Raw genomic sequence first — 18,060 nt, 5'->3', positions numbered from 1 at the left:
GCGTGACGCGCGCCCATCAGGGGCTGGCCCCGTCGAAGCCGTACCGCAGCGGCTCACTCTCCACTCGGAAGTCGCGACGGTAGATGTGCAGCGCCTCCGCGCGCACACCGTTCGGCGGGTCCTCCAGTTCGCAGGGGCAGGTCACCTGGATCGTCGGTGGCCGGTCAGTGACCCGCATCCGCAGCCCGTCCGCGGGTCCCCCGAAAAGTACCGCCGCTTCCCACCCCGCCGGGTTTCCTGTGTCCATGGCGATAGTTTAAGCATTGCGCAATCTTTGAAGTGAAGTGAGTTGGGTCACGGCGGTACGTGCCGCGTGTGAGCTCTCGGCGGAGCGCGGCATCACGTGGCGTCGGGGTAGTCGAACGGTGCTCGGGCCGCTGATTCCGCTACGGCCCCCTTCGCGAGGTTCACCCGCGCCGGTGCGGCCGCACGTTCCGGAGGGGCCTCTCCCGCCGAGCGGACCGCGCCGGCGACCCCTGCCAGTTCCTCCCTCGCGTCGAAAGCGTTGCGGATCTCAGCGAGCCCGAGGTCGTCGCCGTCGAGTACGTGCTTGCGTACGAATGTCTTCGGATGCAGGTCTTCGAAATCGAAGTCATCGAACTCCGGGCCCAGTTCGGAGCGGATCTCCTGCTTCGCGTTCTCGGAGAACTCGCGGAACTTCCGGATGAACGCCGTCACGTTCTGGATGACCTCAGGCAGTCTGTCCGGCCCGAATAGGAGGACGGCGAGAACCCCCAGTGTCACCAGTTCCAGGGGACCCACATCGGAGAACATTCGACACCTCTCGCCTTCGCGGGCATACGACCGGTCGCCGCCGGGGCAATCCCGGCACCGATACTTTAGATGTTGCGCAAGCATGGGGACTGTGTCGGTAGGCTCCGTGTTGAGACTCAGCAACCGTGCAGACAGCCCAGGGCCGGGAGGATGATTTGTGGGAGTTTCCCTGCCCAAGGCCGGCAACGCGCCGCCGAGCAACGAGGCGCCGGGCCTGACGGCGACGTCGGTGGGGCTGGGCTGGAGCTGCGCACCCCGCCGGGACTGCGGATCTTCCGGTGCACGATGGAGCCGAGGACAGAGTGGGCCTTCCGGCAGGACCCGCCTGGCCGACGGTCAGGGCCCGGCTGCACGCTGATGGGTGGGCCCGGACCGGCACTCCGCCGTGACCTCGGGAACCACGGACATTGCCGGAATCGTTTCTCCAGTTCCACTGCTATCAGAGGAGTACCGACGTTGTCCGCCAGATTGACGGACCCTTCGGGGCACAGTCCCCGACCATCCCGCCAGTTTCCCGATGACGGCACGCGGTGTGGTGGTGTTCGATGAGTGCCGCACTCGGCCTGCTGGCCGTCTTCGTCCTGACCGCCGGCACCGGCTACTTCGTCGCCCAGGAGTTCGCCTACGTCTCCGCTGACCGTCTCGCCCTTGCGCGCGAGGCCGAGGCAGGGGATCGTCGGGCCGCCCGCGCCCTGCAAGTGCTGGAACGACTGTCCTTCATGCTGTCCGGCGCCCAGCTCGGTATCACGGTAACCGGTCTCGTGGTCGGGTTCATCGCCGAGCCGTCCGTCTCCGCGCTACTCAATCCCGCGCTGTCCGGTATCGGTATCCCCGACGGCGCGGTTGTCGGCATCTCTGTGGCGCTCGCCTTCGTGCTGGCCACGGTCGTGCAGATGGTGCTCGGAGAGCTGGCCCCGAAGAACCTCGCGATTGCCGTGCCTGAACGGTTGGCGAAGGCGCTGGCCACCTCCACCCTCGCGTACCTGAAGGTCGTCGGGCCCGTCGTGAGGATCTTCGACGGCGCGGCGAACCGGCTGGTGCGCAAGGTGGGTATCGAGCCGGTTGAGGAGCTGCACCATGGCGCGACCCTGGAGGAGCTGGGGCATCTGATCGGTGAGTCGCACAAGCAGGGCGAGCTGCCCAGGGGCACTGCTGTACTCCTGGACCACGCGCTGGAGTTCTCCGAGCGGACGCTGAACAAGGTGATGGTGCCGCGCGCGGACGCCGTCTTCGTCCGCAAAGACGCGTCCGCAGCCGAGGTGGTCGACCTCATCGCCCAGCACGGCCACTCGACCTATCCGGTCCTCGGTGACCATCCCGACGACATCACGGGCGTGCTGGGCGTGCGTGAGCTGACGCGACTTCCCGCTGACCGCCTGACGGATACGACCGCCGGTGCCCTCGCCCGGCAGCCTCTGCTGCTGCCCGACACCCTGCCCCTTCCGGACGCGGTCGGACAGATGCGGGAACAGGGTGATGAGTTCGCCGTGGTCCTGGACGAGCACGGCGGCGTGGCAGGCATCGTCACCTATGAGGACGTCGCCGAGGAGTTGGTCGGGGACATCGCCGACGAGTCCGACACCGTCACCGAACTCGCCGTCGCGGACCGCGAGGGCTGGCTGGTGGACGCCGGGCGCCGTCTCGACGAGGTTGCCGAGGCCACCGGAATTGAGCTGCCCGAGGAGGACGACTACGACACCGTGGCCGGCCTGATCGTCGACCGGCTGGGCCGTTTCCCCGCCATCGGAGACTGCCTCACCGTTGAGCTGCCCGACGGAAGACGAGTGGTGATCGACGTGCGCACGCTCGACCGGCATGTCCCCGAGCGGGTCCGCCTGGAAGTGCAAGCCCTTACCAGCGCGTCGCGTGAGAAGGAGCAGGCGTGAGTTTCCCGATGGCACTCTTCGTCACCGTGCTGCTGCTCATCGGCAGTGGTTTCTTCGTGGCCGCCGAGTTCGCCCTGGTGGCCGCCAAACGGCACCGGATGGAGCAGGCCGCAGCCGAAGGACAGCGCGGCGCCAAGGCCGCGCTCGCCGGGATGCGCGAGCTGTCCCTGATGCTCGCCGGCGCCCAGCTCGGCATCACCGTGTGCACCCTGGGCCTGGGCTCGGTGTCCAAGCCCGCCATCTCGCACGAACTCGACCCGCTGCTGCACACGCTGGACCTGCCCAGCGGCCTCAGCTATGGCATCTCATTCGCCGTCGCCATGGTCGTCGTGGTGTTCCTGCACATGGTGGTGGGCGAGATGGCCCCGAAGTCATGGGCCATCGCCCACCCCGAGCGCTCGGCGATGCTGCTCGCCCCATCCTTCCGGGCGCTGGTGAAGGCCGTACGCCCGCTCATCTGGCTGCTGAACAGGATGAGCAACAGCCTGGTCCGGCTCTGCAAGGTCACCCCGCGTGACGAGCTGGCCTCGGTCCACAATCGCGAACAGCTCACCCAGCTGGTCGAGGAGTCCGAACGGCTCGGCCTGATCAGCGAGGCCGATTCGGACCTGCTCACAAGCTCGCTCACCGAGCCGCACAACCCGGTCGGTGACCTTCAGGTGCCTGCCGCGCAGATCACCTCGGTGCCCGCGGAAGCCGACGTGGACGCCATCCTCGCCACGGCGTCCAAGCATGACCGCAACCGACTGCTGGTCCGCGACGGCGCCCTCGTCATCGGGTCTGTGCACGCGCGCGATGCACTCATCGCCCGTACCCGAGGACGGTTGGTCACGGCCCGCGAACTGGCCCGCCCCGTACCAGAGCTGACCGAACAGGACACCGTCGGTCACGCCATCGAGCAGCTGCGTCAGCGCCGGGCGTCACTCGCCGTCGTCCGCGACGACACCGGCAACCTCACCGGCATGGTCGTCCTGGATGACCTGCTGGCCCGACTGCTCCACCCGCAAGGGGCGTAGCGGCGGCCCGTCAGTCGAGCGCCCCGGCCAACCCGGGGCGTTCGTGTCCAGTCTTCCGAGGTCTGGTTCGGTTCAGGTGCCCGTATGGGCGTGCTTTAGAAGCCGTTGTCCTTCCGATCAGGCGGTCGCTCTTGATCGAACAGGGTCCTGGATCAGGTGAGTTGGCGGCCGGGCGCGCATGAAGAGAGGGCCTCCTGGTAGCTCACGGTTGTTGAAGCCAGAGCGAGCAGGAGGCCCTGTGGCGCAGTTGGACGGTGAGTGGTTCCTGATCAGACTGCGATCGGGAGCTCCGCGATCCAGCATTCGACTGACTTCGCAGTGATCACGGCTTGAGCCTCTTCCGCTTCGGCTCTGGTCAGGAAGACGCCCGCTCCCTTGACGTCGGGCCCGTCGGAGCGGATGACCCGCATCATGACAACGTAGACGTAGCGGTGAAGCTCCCGACGTATCGTGGCGTTCTCTTCAGCCAACAGTGCGTCGATGAGTTCCTGAGCCGAGGCAATGTTGAGGCCGGCGTCGGGCCCGTCGAGAGGTTGGTAGGGCCAGATCGCCGAGGCGGGGTGGAAATCGTTGAAGAAGCTTTGGCGCGTGAGATCGAGTATCCCCTCCGTCCAGCCGACGGCCATGGCGACCACGTAGTCGGACTCGCCCTGGCTCTCCAGAACGAAGACGTGATCCTCTTCGCCAAAGGAAACGCTGGTGTAGTCGGCTTTGACCTGCGCACTCTCGGCCGCGGTCGCACACCTGATCGCCAAGCCGCGATAGTCATCACGGATCTTCACTACGATGGCGGGCTTGAACAGCAGGTCAATCGTTGTCTCGGGTTCGCCAGGAGTGTCGGGCTGGCCGATGCTCCGCATCAGGAGACGGCCGTGGCTATTCGAGTAGGCCAAGAGGTGGAACCTGCGCTCGCTCCGAAAGACCTCCTTGCCGGGAATGAGCTGGTGATTGCGGCGGTTGAGCCACGTGCTGTCCGTCATGCGTTTACGATCTCTGTCTCGCCCGAGCTGGTCAACGTGATTGGTCAGCGGAGAAGCCGCTGCCCTTCCGATCAGGCGGGGCTCGCGGTACGGACGTGTCGTCCATGACGCATCACGTGGAGTGTGGGCGCGACCGTACGCACCCGCCCGACCGTGAAGCCGACCTGCCTCATCCGTCGAGCGCCTCCAGGTCGGGGCGAATTTCATTGTATGTTTCAGGGTAGGCGCTCAGCATTCCTACGATCCTGGATCGAGTCACCGGAAGACTGTACCGATAGGCGCGCAATACAATATCCCGCCCCTCCAGGAATTGTTCGAAGACACCGAAGAGCATCGACTCTCGAAAATGATCGCTTTCGTTCGATGACAGCCCCTCAATGTAGCCGAAGCAGGCATCGATATCACCAAAAGAGGGCTCTCCGCTCCGCAACAGAGGTAGGAGGATCGGCCTGCTGAAGGCCGTCAGTAGAAACTCCAGCAAGTCGGGAATTCGTCCCGCTTCCCATTCATCAACGAGTTCGGGGTCACTCGTTCTGATTTCGTCGAGCACGTCACGGGATCGCGGAACCTGCTGCATGTAAGCAGAAACGACGGAGTCCAGCCGGATGGCTTGCATGTAACCACCTGTCGAGAAGGGGAAGTCGTGGCAGATAATAGCATTCACCGCGACGGTCATTAACGTGTCGAAGGGCGGGAGTCCGCCCGGCTGCGCCGGACAGGCTCCCGCCCAATTTTCGCTATGCGACTAGGCCGTGACAGGCGGCGGCGGATCGAACATGTGGTGGAAACCAAATGGATCGATGGAATCCACGAACATCTCGGTCAGGCCGTCGACCACACCGTATTGCTCGATGTAGCTGGGCGCCTGCGCCACACTCAGCACTCCGCCGACCACACCGAACGCCTTGAAGCCACCGCGCAATCTCGGGGCGTCTCCCACCGGCGCCTGCTTTGCCAGCGGATGAAGATCGGCGAACTTCTGACCGGTGAGATCTTCCAGGGCCTTCGTGCCAAGAATCGACTCCCTGTTGGTGTTGATCTCCTTGAGGATCTCTGCATTTCCTTGGACGTGTCGGGTAACTGCCCCGGTCACATCGTTGGAATTGAGAGCACTCCAGAGCTCCTTTGACTCGCGCTGAGCGATTTCCAGGTCCGCTTCGGACAGAATTGCATTCTTCAGCTTCTTGTCCCCGGCCCGACCCCTCCGGTCGTTCTCCAGGATCTTCGCCAGGCCCGCCATGGCATTGGATGCCTTCTTGACGTGGAATTCACCCACCGGCTTGCCCGAGTTGTATTCGTCCAGCAGCGCCGTGGTGGTCTTTCCGTCACCCATGAGGTCGCCGTCCTTGACGAAGTCCCTCGCGTAGAGCTGATTCAGCGCTCCGTCGAGATCCTTGTTCGCCACGACGGGCTTTCGCGCACGCGGCGCCGTCTTGCCCGGGTTCGGGTTGGTGAGGCATATGAAGCAGGAGCTACCTGCCGGCATGCCACAGACGTCCTTGATTCCGTCGACGCACGGCGCGTGCCCGTCCAGCTCGATGAAGCTGGTGGGGTTGCCACCGCTGAACGCATACCTGTTGCTGGTGTACGGATCGGAACCGAGCTCCATGTCCGACAGAGCGCCGTTGTACATGTCCCGGGTGGTGAAGCGGTTGAGGCCCGGGTTGTAGTCGCGGAAACCCATGTCGTACGTGCCCGAGGCTGCGTCCCAGCGCTTCGCGTTGAAGCGATAGGCGTTGTAAGCCTCCTTCGTGGGGTCGGCCGCATCCGGCTTGTCGATGCCGGTGAACTCGTCCTTGTCGTCGGATCCGTAGGCGGTGTAGCCGTACGTAGCCTTGGTGTCTCCGTCCTTCGTGGTCAGGGTCTCGACGTCGGAATGGCCGTTGTAGCCGTAGTAGCCGTCCTCCGTCGTACCGTCCGTGTTGTGCTTGACCTGCGACAGGCGCTCTCCCCACGGGCTGTACTGGTAGGACGTGGTGAGCTTGCCCGCGACCTCTTCGTTCAGGACCTCGCCCGACAGGCCGAGGTAGGTGAAGTCGGTGGTCTTGCCGTCCGCGGTCTTCGATGCGGTGCGGTCCAGCGGGTCGAACGTGTACTTCGTGGACTTCAACGCGCCCGTGTCGTCCATCTTCTGAGCGTCGACGACATGGTCGAAGCCGTCGTACACACTCCGCTCGATGACCTTGCCGCCGCCGGAGACGGACTCCTGACGGCCGAACGGGTCGTAGTTGTACGAGAACGTCGTGCCCGATGTGACCGAGGAGAGCAGCCGGTTGCGGTCGTAGGTGTACGAGCTCGTCGTGCCGTTGACCGTCTGCGAGACGACGTTCGCGTTGTCGTCGTGGACGTACGTCTCGGTGCCTGCTCCGGTACCCGTCTTCACCGACTTCGCCAGCCGGTCGGCCGGGTCGTAGCTGTAGTCGGTGGTCGTGGTGAGGTACGCCGAGTGGTCGTCGGCGTTCATCTTCTTCGCGACGTCCTGCGCCTTGTTGCCGTTGGCGTCGAAGGCGTAGGTGTGGTCGCTGACCAGAGTCCCGTTCGACTTCTTCTCGGTCTCGGTCTTCGGCAGGCCGTTGAGGTAGTAGGCGTAGTCGACGGTGTTGCTGTTGGCCTTGGTCTCCTTCAGCTTCTGACCGCGGTCGGTGTACGTGTAGGAGGTGACCTTCGGTGAGGCGTCCGTGGCCGACTTGCCGACCGACACCGTCTCGACCAGTTCGCGCAGGTCGTAGGTGTACTTGGAATACTGGTCGGGGTGCGTGACGGTGTCCGCCTGGCCATTGGCGTCGTACGCGTACGACGTGGCCTTCTTCTCCTGGCCGGCCAGTGCCTCGGTGACCTTCAGGACCTGGTTGAGGCCCGTGTAGGCGATCGTGTACGCGTCGATCTTCGTGCCGGATGAGGTGTCGTCGATCGAGGTCAGGTTGCCGTTGGCGTCGTAGGCGTAGGCGAAGGACTTCTTCTCGTTGTCCGTCTCGCCGGTGGTGTCCCGGACCAGCTTGACGCCGTCCGCGACCGCCACACCGCCGCTGTTCTGGTCCAGCTTCAGCTTGGCGTCCTCGCCCTGCTTGAGGCTGTAGGAGCCGAGCGACACCCAGGTGCTGGTGGCGGCGTTCTGGTCCTTCGTCACCGAAGGCTCGGTCGTCGTCCCGTGCGTGAGGGTGTACTTGGCCGTCGTGGCGGCGCCGATCACCTTCGGGTACTTCACATACGCGGTGTACGTGCCGTCCTTGGGGACGTTCAGCGTCCACGCGAAGGCGTCGGTGCCCGCACCGGCCGCATGCGTGCGGTGGTCGTAGCCCTGCTGCCCGGTAACGTCGCCCGCCGACCAGGTGCCGGTCGAGGATGTGTTCTGGGTGTCGGAGTTGTCCACCAGGACCACCGACCTACCGACCGGAACGCCGTCGTCCGACTTCGACTTCAGCTTGCCGTCCGGGTAGTACGACCAGCTCATGGTGCGGTCCGAGGACCCCCCGGCCGACGTCAGCGTGCGGGCGGTCTGCCTGCCCAGATCGTTGTAGTCGTACGTGGCCCTGATGTCCCACGGGTCCGTGGCCGACTTCGCCCAGCCGTTGTCGAAGTAGGTGTAGTCGGTGTCGTTGCGGACCGTCTGGCCCTCCGACGGCGGCAGGGAGGACTTGGAGACCCGTCCCACCTCGTCGTAGTACGTCTCCGTCCAGACCTTCTTGTTGTAGCGGGAGTCCACCGGGTCGTACGGCTGGACCTGGCGCTTCGGACGGTTCAGCACGTCATACGTGGTCTCCGAGACGAAGTCGTCCGTGGCTGCCGTGCCGGCACCGCGCGGGCTGATCACCTTGGTGGTGTTGCCGGCCTGGTCGTACTCGAATTTCGTCGACCGCGTCGTGGTGCCCGAGTAAGGAACCTTGACCTCGGTCTGCTTGCCCCGCTCGTCATAGGTGATGAGCGTGGTGTTGTTCTCCGCGTCCGTCGAGGAGACGACCAGTGAGTCCTTGTCATAGGAACGCTTGCTGGTCTTGCCCGCCGCGTCCGTGGACGCGGTGGCCCGGTGGTTCAGGTCGAAGTCGGTCTTGGTGGTGTAGTCGTCGGGGTCCGCGGTGGCGGTCTTCTTCGGGTCCACCACCTTGATCAGGTTGCCGACGTTGTCGTACGCGTACGAGATCTTGTCGCCGTCGGCGTTGACCACCGACGCGAGCTGGTAGATCTCGTCGTAGTTGTTGGTGGTCACATAGTCGCTCGCGACCGACGTGGTCAGCGAGCCGTTGGGCTCCGTCGTGGTGAGGAGATGACCGGCCTTGTCGTACCCGTAGGTCGTCTTCCGCTCACTCGACGTGGAGCTGTCCTTCGGGGCCGTGGCCTCCTTGACCTGGTCGGCGGGGTCGTACACCGCCGTGGAGATCGCGCCGTTGGGCGCCGTCGACACGGTGACGTTGTCGTTGGCGTCATAGACAGGAGCCGGCGTGGTGATCAGAACACCCGCGGCCTGGTCCTTCGGCACGGTGCTGACCAGCGGACGGCCGAAGATGTCGTACGTCTGCGTGGTCTTCTTCCCCAGAGCGTCGGTCACCTGGGTGACCTGGCCGCGCTCGTCGTAGACGAAGGCCGAGGACTTGCCCAGCGCATCCGTGATCGTCGCCGGGTAGCCGGTCGGACCGAAGTTGCTGTTGGCCGTCGGGTTGCCGTTGGCGTCGGTCGCCTTGGTCTGCTGACCGTAGGAGTCGTACTCGTACGAGGTGGTGTAGTCACCCGCTGTGCCGGTGGTGGCGACACCCTTGGGGTCGGTGACCGACTTCAGGTTGCCGTAGCTGTCATAGCCGAACTGCCACTTGCGGCCCTCCGGGGAGGTCTTGGTGAACAGGTCGGCCGAGTAGCCGTCGAGCCGGGTCTGGTACTCGAACTTCTGGCTGTCGGCCGGGTAGGTGCCCGGCGCGCAGTCCGACTGGGGCGGAACCCCGACCTTGTTGCGCTCCGCGTCGCGCTGCCACAGCGGGTAGCCGGTCTTCTGGTCGTAGCAGTACGCGGTCTTGGCGCCGTTGGCCTCTTCGAGATAGGTGACGTTGTTGTCCGCGTCCCAGCTCATCCGGGTGGTCTGGGACTTGGCGTTGGTCGTCTGGACCGGCCGGCCGAAGTCGTCCGCCACATAGGTGGTGGTGTGCGTCTCGGCGTCGGTGACCTTGGCGTCGGTGAACTTGCTGTTGGTGGCGTCGGCGGCGTAGGTGAAGCCGGTCGCGCCGTTCAGACGGTCGGTGATCGTCTTGGTCCACCAGTGGTACTTCGGGTCGTCGCCGGCCTTGGGCTCGTTGTACGCCATGGTCGTGGCGTTGCCGCGCGGGTCGGTGACCTTGACCAGTTTGACGTTCTTGTTGCCCTGTGTGGCGTCGTACTCGAAGACGAAAACCTTCGGCTGGGAGGAGTTCGCGCCGTCGGTCAGCTTGGTCAGCAGACCCTTGTCCGAGTACTCGAACGTGAGCGTGCGGCCCGAGATGTCGGTCATCGACTGCACATGGTCGATGATCTTCGGGTTGTTGTTCTCACTCTTGTCGAAGTAGTCGACGGTCAGCGTCCGCCGGCCCGCCGGGTCGGTAACGTACTTGAGGAACTTGGTCGGCTTGTTGTTGGACTTGCGTTCTTCGTACGTGAACGACTGCGTGTTGCCGTTCTTGTCGATCGTCGAGGTCAGATAGCCGTCGCAACCGAACAGGAAGCGAGTGCCCTCCGGACGGGTCATGGTCCAGGCGTCCGGGATCGGGTCCTTGAGCGGGGTGCAGTCAAGACCGGCCTTCGGGGCCAGCTTGAAGTGCACGCCTGCCGGGGCCTTCCAGGTGCCGTCGCCCTGCTTGGTGAAGATGTGCGTGGTGCCGTCGCCGTCCGGGAGCTTGATCTCGGTCGGGTTGGGGTTGGGGTGGAAGTCCAGCGGCGCACCCATCCGGATCGGGCCGGCGGCCTGACCCGACCAGCCCGCACCCAGCACTGTGTCCGAGGTGTCGAGCGAGTTGTACGCGAAGCGCGCGAAGGTGCTCAGGCCCCGGCCCGGGTTGGAGAACGCGTCATAGGACCAGACGCTGTTGCCCGAGGACAGATTGTTCATCAGTGTCGAGCCGGCGCCGGTGTTCTTGCCGTTGTAGGAGTAGAACTTCTCCAGACCCAGATCGTTCGAGGTCGGGTCCTCCACCGCCACGCTCTGCTTCAGCGTCGGAATGCCGCCGGTGCCGGCCGACAGCCAGGATCCGTCCGCAATCTTCCGGACGTCCCAGCCGAGCACGTAGTCCGTGCGCTTGGACCCGTTGTCCGAGTTGATCGGCGTGTTGACCTTGGCCTGGATGGTGGCGGACTTGCCCGGCAGCAGCGCCGGAATGGCGGTCTTGAGCTGGTTGCCGCCGGTCGTCATGTCCGTGCCGTCGGGCAGCTTCCAGGTGTAGGAGAGCTCACGCTCACCCGCCGCCCAGGCCGCGGCCGTGGTGTTGGTGACCGTGAAGTCCACCGTGTACGTGGAGTTCGGTGTCATCCGTGCCGGCGTCTGCGGCGCGTAGTAGGTGTCCTCGGTCGTCGAGTCGACGTAGATGACCTGCATGTACGGGCGCAGCTGCGGGTCGGCGGCCTCGGCGTTCAGGAACAGGGTGCGCTCCTGGGGGCCGGTGGTCGTCTCGTCCTTCAGCTTGACCGCGACGCCCTTGTTCGCCGTCGGGGTCTTCACCCACGACTGCATCAGGCTCGTCGCGTCCCACCAGTGGCGGCCGACCTCGCTGACCGTGCCGACGGTGTCCGAGACGGTGGCGGACATGTCGCCGCCCGCCGCGGTCCACGCGGTGGTGGCATTGAGGTTGTTCCAGGTGGCCGTGGTCTCGTCGAAGTCCTTGGTCAGACCGTGGAGTTCGTAGATCGCACCGTCGGTACCGGTGGTCGTTTCGGCGCCCCACATGTACATCTTGTTCTCCAGCACCGTAGCGGTGGAGGGGATGGACGTGGCGGGGAACTTGAGGACGGCGCGGGTCTTGCCGTAGGTCGTCGAGTTGTTGCCGACACTCAGCCACTTCTGGCCGACGGCGAAGGACTGGATGGTGTCCTGGTTCGTGGTCGGCTGCTGCGAGGAGAGGGTGGTGTCGGTGACGCCGCCCTGGCTGCCCTGGATGATCTTCATGGTGCGGCCGGCCTTGGGGATGCCGACCACGCGGGTCGGCGAGCCGAGGAGCTGGCCGTCCTTCGTCTTCACCGCGACCTGGTAGTAGTACGACTTGCCGATCTCCGATGAGGAGGAGTCGGGGGTCGGCACCGCGGTGGTGTCCGTGTACGTGGTCGCGGCCTTGTCGATCGGCGCGATCAGGGTCGCCGCCGACGGGGTGAAGACCTGCTGCGTGGAGCGGTGCAGCTGGTACTCGACCGGGTCCAGGTTCGGGTCACCGGTGGTGTTGGTGTACTTCGGCCAGGACAGCTCGGGGCCCGTGGAGTGCACCACGGTCGGCGAGTTGAGCGAGGTGCCCACCTTGCCGTACGTCACCGTGAGCTTCGGGATGGTCGAGGTCTCACCGCCGTACGCGCCGTCACCGGCCTCGTAGCGCGGACCGCCGGTCGGCGTCGCGGCCAGCGTGTCGTCCTTGGCCTGCAGGACGAAGCCGTAGTTCGTCGCGGTGCCCGACACCCACTTCTGGACGGTGTCGGTGACCGCGAAGTCGTGCCACTGGTTGTACTCGCCCTTGTCCTTCACGATCGAGGCCGGGTTCACCAGCCGGATGGAGTCGGCGAGGGTACGGGTCGTGGAGCTGCCCGTGTCACCGAGGACGATCTTGCCGGTGTTGCCCTTGGCGAAGTACAGCTGGGTGGTGTCCAGCGCCTTCCAGGTGCCGCCCGTGCCGGTCTGGTTGAGCGTGTAGTTGTTGGTGCCGTCCCGGTGGGTGACGGTGTACGGGGCCGCGGTGGCCGCGTCCGAAGCCGCCGGGTAGTGCGCCTCCACGCGGTACGAGGCTGTCTCGGCGACCTGCGGCTGCCAGGTGTAGGTCTCACCGGTGGCGGTGTTCTTGTTGTACGCGAAGTCGTCGTTGGTCGCGGCGCCACCGGTCGTGGTGCCCTTGGGCCACTCGCCGACCGCGGCCGTGCCGGTGTCACCATCGTCGATCTGCACAGTGGTGCCCGACAGCTCGCCGACCAGCGCGCTGGTGTTGTTCCACGTCGCCGTCGTCTCGTCCCAGGCGCCGGTCGCCCGGTGCGCCTCGATGGTGACATCGTTGGCATTGGTGGTGTGCGCCTGGTCGAAGTACATGTTCAGGCGCGCATAGTCGATCTTCGTGCCTGAAGGGATCTCGGTCAGCGGGAACTTGACCAGCGACCGGGCAATGCCCGTGTCGGTCTTGCCCGCGGCCAGCTTCCAGGTGTTGTTGAAGTTCACCGCGGGCTGGTCGGACAGGACCATGGCGTCCTGCGAGGCCGCCGCGTCCGGCGCGATGGTGATCGTCGGATCGATCACCACCGGGTACTGACGGTCCTTGGCAGCAAGCCACTGGACGTCCGGGGTGACCGTCAGCTTCCACTGCCTGCCGTCACGGACCAGTTTCTGGCTGACGCGAGTGGAGTACGTGCCACCGGTCGGCGAGAGCGGATCCTTCTTGGCATCCGTCATGTACGGCGCCGGGATCACCATCACCGGAGTGTTCGGCAGCTCACCGTACAGGGCGACCGAGCCGTCCTTGCGGGCCTTCGGGGTCAGCCCGTCGGTGTCGAGGGTGAAGGCGTACGAGACCGGGCCCGCCGGGGCCCGGTCCAGAACGATGTTCTCCTTCACCTGACCACGGCCGACCTTGTACTCCAGGTCGGCCCCGGAAACCGCGTCCTTGTACGTGACGCTCTCGCCCTTGGCCTGCGGCTTCAGGTCGCCCTTCGCGCCGTCGAGGCCCATCGTGACCGAACGGCCGTCGGGGGACTTGAAGCGCAGCAGCTTCCCGGCATCCGAACCGAACCAACTCCGTCCCCTGTTGCTGGTGTTGGCGAATTCGAAGCCCTTGACCTTCGTGGGCTTCAGCCCGGTGTCGATCGGCTTCCAGGACGTGCCGGACCTGTAGTCGACCGGCACGGCCGACAACTCGGCCTCCACCCGGCCGTCCGACAGCTGCCAGAAACGGGCCTGCGAAGTGCGCTTACCCGTCAACTCCTCGACCCGGGTGGCCTTCGGCAGATTCTTGCCCTTCGGCAGTTTCTGCCGGCTGGGTATTGCCAGCTTCCCGCCGGTGGGCGGCTTACTGTCGTCGTCGCCGTCGTCGAACCAGGCCTTGACGGTGTCGACGACACCCTTGCCGTCGTCGTCGGACGATGAGGCGGGGGCTGCATACGCCACCTGCGGTAGCAGGGTTCCCGCTACTGCCGAGACGATGAGACAGGAGAGATATCTCCTGCGGGGGACTTTCACAGGTGCGCCTTTCGCTCTCTGCGACGCGATGTGCGCGCAGGAATACCGCAAACGAACCGAGGGTTCGATCTTGGCGGCGCGATATTTATCCGGGATTTGGATGGCCCGTCAAGTCGGCTCATATTTCGGGCAATTGGCGCGACTCGTTGGCCATTTGCCCGATATTTCTCCTCGCTCGACCGGGCCGCATCACCTCGTGTATAACCCACAGTTCTGCACCGAGTGCGTTCGCTGACGGGAACGCACGCCGAACGAAAGCCGGAGCTCCATGGCCACGCCCGAAACGACGGATACGTCGCAACCGACCGAAAGCCCGGTGCCCCCGGAGTCGCACCAGGCGACCCCGAAGGGCACGGACCGCCGCGGCTTCGTCGCCGCCGCCGCGGTCGTCGCCGCCTGCGTCGGGCTCGTCCTGTACGGCGTCTTCAACACCGAGGACGAGCCGAAACCGCGCGCCGTCCCCACCGCCGAAGTCACCTACGAGGTCACCGGCACCGGCACCGTCGAGATCTCCTACCTCGCCCGCAGCGAGTCCGGCGACGCAACCGTCGAGAAGACCGCCAAGCTCCCCTGGAAGAAGTCTGTCCGGGTTCCGCTCGGCAAGGCACCCAGCGTCAACATCACCCTCGACGGCAAGGGAGGTCAGGCCCTCTGCGCCCTCGCCATCCGCGGCAGGCACGTCCAGAGCGCTACCGCCTCAGGTACCTACGGTCGCGCCACCTGCACCGGCGAACTCCCCGCCCCCACCGTCACCGAGAACAGCGTCGGCTGAGATCCATGCGGCGCCGAGGCCGCACGACCGTGCCTCACTTGGCGAAGCCTTCCCTCTGCCGGGCCCAGCCTCCCGACGGAGGCCCATGTGTGATCGCCGACGTCGAACGTGGTGGTGTTCACCGGCTCCCGTGGAGCCGGATTGCTGGAGAAAACGGACGTCCAGCAGTAACCGGAGGCGGCGCTAGGCGACGGCCCGGGCTCTGCGCGCCAGGAGCTTGCCCAGCTCCCACAGGAGCAGGAGCACGAGGGCGGCCAGCAGTGCCCAGCCGAACTGCCGGAGGTCGATCTCGGTGGTGCCGAGGATGCGGCGGAAGCCGTCCATCTGGGTGACCAGCACTGCGAGGACGAACTCGGAGAATGCGGCCCAGTTCATCTGCTTGCTGTCGAAGGTCGCGGTCGTGAACACCGAGCCGGTTTCGCTGCGGCATTCGAACGCGGCGACGATCAAGCAGAGGGCGAAGGCGGTGAACGCCATCGAGTTGCCGATCCGGACGCTGTCGAAGTGGCTCTCGCCCACTTTGATGAGGGCGAGCAGGAGGACGGTGATGGCCAGCCCGCCGAGGCCGATGGTGACCAGCACGGCCTTGGTCAGCACCGACTCCCCGCGCGGGCGCGGCGTGCGCCGCATGAGCCCGGGGCTCACCTGGTCGAAGCCGAGGGCGAAGCCGAAGGGGGCGTTGACGATGAAGTGGACCCAGAGGACCTGGGGTGGGGTGAACGGTTCACCGGCGGCGATGTTGAAGAAGGCGGCGCCGAGGAAGGTCAGTACGAAGGTGACCAGCAGCAGGAGGACGAAGCGGATGTACTTGGTGAGGTTGTCGTAGAGCTTTCTGCCCTCCTCCACGGCGTGGACGATCGTGGCGAAGTTGTCGTCGGAGAGGATCATCCGGCCGGCGTTCTTGGCCACGTCCGTGCCCGTGCCCATGGCGATGCCGATGTCGGCGGCCTTGATGGCGGGCGCGTCGTTGACACCGTCACCGGTCATCGCCACGACGTCGCCCTTCTTCTTGAGGGTGTCGGCGAGCAGGACCTTGTGCTCCGGCGCGACACGGCCGACGACGCCGATGTCGTCGATGCGGGCGAGTTGTTCGTGTTCCGGCAGCGCGGCGAAGTCCGCGCCCAGGATGGCCTCTCCGGGGATCCCGAGCTGCCCGGCGATGGCGGCGCCGGTGGTGACGTCGTCCCCGGTGACCATGCGGACCCGGATGTGGGCGGCCTGGGCGCTGGCCACGGCGGCACGGGACTCGTCGCGGGGCGGATCGATCATGCCGACGAGGCTGGTCATCCGGAGATCGGTGACGAAGGCGAGGAGATCGCCGTCCGGATCGAAGTCCGCCGGGTCCAGGTCACGGGTGGCCGCGGCCATGACACGTCGTCCCTCGCTACCCATCCGCTCGGTCTGCTCGCGGGCGCGCCGGCTCAGCTCCGCGTCCCACGGGACGGCGGCGCCCGCCGCCAGCGCGGTGCCGGCCCGGGACATGACGGCCGGCGCCGCACCTTTGACGAAGCAACGCACAACGGGCCGCCCCGAGGCATCGACGGCCCTGTGAAAGGTGGCCATCAGCTTGTAGTCCGGGTCGAACGGGAGAGTGGCGAGACGGGGCAGCCGTTCCCGAGTCGCTTCGATGTCCAGCCCGGCCTTGTGGCCGAGGACGAGCAGTGCTCCCTCGGTGGGGTCGCCCACGACCGTGCCGTCCACCAGGTTCGCGTCGCTGGCGACGACGTACGGGAGGATCGCGTCCTCGATGCCCGCCGAGGAGCCCGCGGCGTGGTGGATCTTCCCCTCGAGTCCGTAGCCGATGCCCGAGACGGTGTACCGGTCGGTGGGGCTCACCACCTCGACGGCAGTCATCTGGTTCATCGTCAGGGTGCCGGTCTTGTCGGAGTTGATCGCCGAGGTGAAGCCGAGGGTCTCGACCGCGGGCAGCTCCTTCACGATGGCGTTGCGCTTCGCCAGGTTGAGGCTGCCGACGGAGAGGATCACCTGGGTCACCGTGGGCAGCGCCTCGGGGATGGCCGCGATGGCCAGGGAGACGGCGCTGACGAACAGCGTGTCCCATGCCTGGCCGCGAGCGCGGCCCAGGGCGAACATCACGACCATGGTCAGACCGGCTGCCGTCGCGATCCACAGCGTCAGGGCGTTGAGTTCCTTGGTGAGCGGCGACTCCTCCTTGGCAGTGGCCGACAGCATTCCGGAGATCTTGCCGAGCTCGGTGTCCTCGCCCGTTCCGGTGATGACCAGAACACCGCTGCCGTGCGTGACCGGGGTGTTCATGAAGGCCATGTTGGTCTGGTCGCCGGGCCCCGGCCGGCTCTCCCCGTGCGGCAGTGTGCCGGCGTCCTTGGCGGCGGGGACGCTCTCGCCGGTGAGCGCCGACTCGTCGATCTGCAGGGCGTTGGCCTCGATGATGCGTCCGTCGGCGGGCACCTGGTCACCGGCGGCGATGAGCACGATGTCTCCCGCGACGAGCTGTTCGGCCGGGATCTCGGACTCGGTGCCGTCGCGGCGCACTCTGGCCGTCGCCTTCATCATCGACTTCAGCGCGTTCATCGCGCTCTCGGCCTTGCCCTGCTGGCGCAGGCCGACGACCGCGTTCAGCAGCGTGAGCAGGACGAGCAGGATCGCGGTGCTCCACTGCTTGATCAGGAACGAGACCAGCGCGGCGGCCACGAGAATGATTTGCATGTAGCTGCGGTACTCGCCCAGGAATCGCCGCCAGGCCGGGCGCGGTTGCTCCTCGGGCAGCGCGTTCGGGCCTTTCGCGGCCAGCAGCTCCGCCACCCGCACTGCGGAGAGCCCGACGGCCGGGGCCACACCGAGCGCCGATGCGACGTCCTGCGGAGAACGCGCGTACCAGTCTGCCGGGGGCGGCGGACGCTGCCCCGCCGGGTGTTGCTGCACCGTCATCGTCATGCCTCCGATCCTTGGCCGGTCTGCTCCGGTCTGCTCCGGCCCGCCGGTCCGTCCCAGGCCCTGTCCCGGCGGTCTTCGTGGCCCGGAACGCCTGGCGCGGCACCTCGCCGGGCTGTCGGAGCCGTCCACGTGCGTCCCGTACGAGGACGTTCCTCCACCGTGCGATGCACCGCACCGGACGCCCCGGGCCGATCCACGAGGGCCGACAGGACAGTGCCCTAGTACTGCAACCGCATGTGGGGGTCATGGCCTCGGCGTTGGTAGTGGCAGCGGCGGGCTCGGGCTTGGCTGCGGCGTCGGAAGTGTGACCAGTGCAGACGGTGCTCGTTGGAATGGCAGTGGGGCG

At 66.1% G+C, this 18,060-nt stretch carries 9 protein-coding genes and 1 pseudogene; 4 read left to right on the top strand and 6 right to left on the bottom strand.

Annotation, left to right across the window (positions count from 1 at the left end):
- Positions 1–16 precede the first annotated feature (16 nt).
- On the bottom strand, positions 17–247 hold the full coding sequence (locus OG395_RS15465) for a hypothetical protein (protein WP_327243459.1): 231 nt from the start codon (positions 245–247) through the stop codon (positions 17–19).
- A gap of 92 nt (positions 248–339) precedes the next feature.
- On the bottom strand, positions 340–774 hold the full coding sequence (locus OG395_RS15460; protein ID WP_327249351.1) for a sec-independent translocase: 435 nt from the start codon (positions 772–774) through the stop codon (positions 340–342).
- Between the two features lie 157 nt (positions 775–931).
- On the opposite strand from OG395_RS15460, the pseudogene OG395_RS15455 reads away from it, so the two are divergent.
- The 3 genes and pseudogenes from OG395_RS15455 to OG395_RS15445 all read left to right on the top strand — a co-directional run.
- Positions 932–1,018: pseudogene (locus OG395_RS15455) on the top strand (chemical-damaging agent resistance protein C); the annotation flags it as partial.
- Positions 1,019–1,319: 301 nt separating this feature from the next.
- A complete protein-coding gene (locus OG395_RS15450; protein ID WP_327243458.1) occupies positions 1,320–2,660 on the top strand; it encodes a hemolysin family protein in 1,341 nt (446 codons plus the stop codon).
- Complete coding sequence (locus tag OG395_RS15445; RefSeq protein WP_327243457.1) at positions 2,657–3,676, top strand: hemolysin family protein; 1,020 nt, start codon at positions 2,657–2,659, stop codon at positions 3,674–3,676. The genes OG395_RS15450 and OG395_RS15445 overlap by 4 nt, the downstream gene beginning before the upstream one ends.
- Before the next feature lie 269 nt (positions 3,677–3,945).
- Here OG395_RS15445 and OG395_RS15440 read toward each other — a convergent pair whose 3' ends face one another.
- The 3 genes from OG395_RS15440 to OG395_RS15430 all read right to left on the bottom strand — a co-directional run bounded on the left by OG395_RS15440 (position 3,946) and on the right by OG395_RS15430 (position 13,036).
- The gene (locus tag OG395_RS15440) at positions 3,946–4,656 is read right to left on the bottom strand and encodes a hypothetical protein (RefSeq protein WP_327243456.1); all 711 of its coding nucleotides are present in this window, start codon (positions 4,654–4,656) and stop codon (positions 3,946–3,948) included.
- Between the two features lie 169 nt (positions 4,657–4,825).
- Positions 4,826–5,332, bottom strand: a complete 507-nt coding sequence (locus OG395_RS15435; protein WP_327243455.1) for a hypothetical protein — start codon at positions 5,330–5,332, stop codon at positions 4,826–4,828.
- A 69-nt stretch (positions 5,333–5,401) separates the two neighbouring features.
- On the bottom strand, positions 5,402–13,036 hold the full coding sequence (locus tag OG395_RS15430) for a golvesin C-terminal-like domain-containing protein (RefSeq protein WP_327249350.1): 7,635 nt from the start codon (positions 13,034–13,036) through the stop codon (positions 5,402–5,404).
- Positions 13,037–14,294: 1,258 nt separating this feature from the next.
- Between OG395_RS15430 and OG395_RS15425 the strand changes: the two genes are divergently transcribed.
- Entirely contained in the window at positions 14,295–14,798 is a 504-nt protein-coding gene (locus OG395_RS15425; protein WP_327243454.1) for a twin-arginine translocation signal domain-containing protein, read from the top strand.
- Between the two features lie 183 nt (positions 14,799–14,981).
- On the opposite strand, the gene OG395_RS15420 is transcribed toward OG395_RS15425, so the two are convergent.
- The gene (locus tag OG395_RS15420) at positions 14,982–17,714 is read right to left on the bottom strand and encodes a cation-translocating P-type ATPase (protein ID WP_327243453.1); all 2,733 of its coding nucleotides are present in this window, start codon (positions 17,712–17,714) and stop codon (positions 14,982–14,984) included.
- Positions 17,715–18,060: the final 346 nt, after the last annotated feature.

It is taken from the genome of Streptomyces sp. NBC_01320 (genome assembly GCF_035974375.1).
Classification (GTDB): Bacteria; Actinomycetota; Actinomycetes; order Streptomycetales; family Streptomycetaceae; genus Streptomyces; species Streptomyces yanii.
Note: the sequence above shows the minus strand (reverse complement) of the source record. Positions and strands in the feature narration are given on the sequence as shown.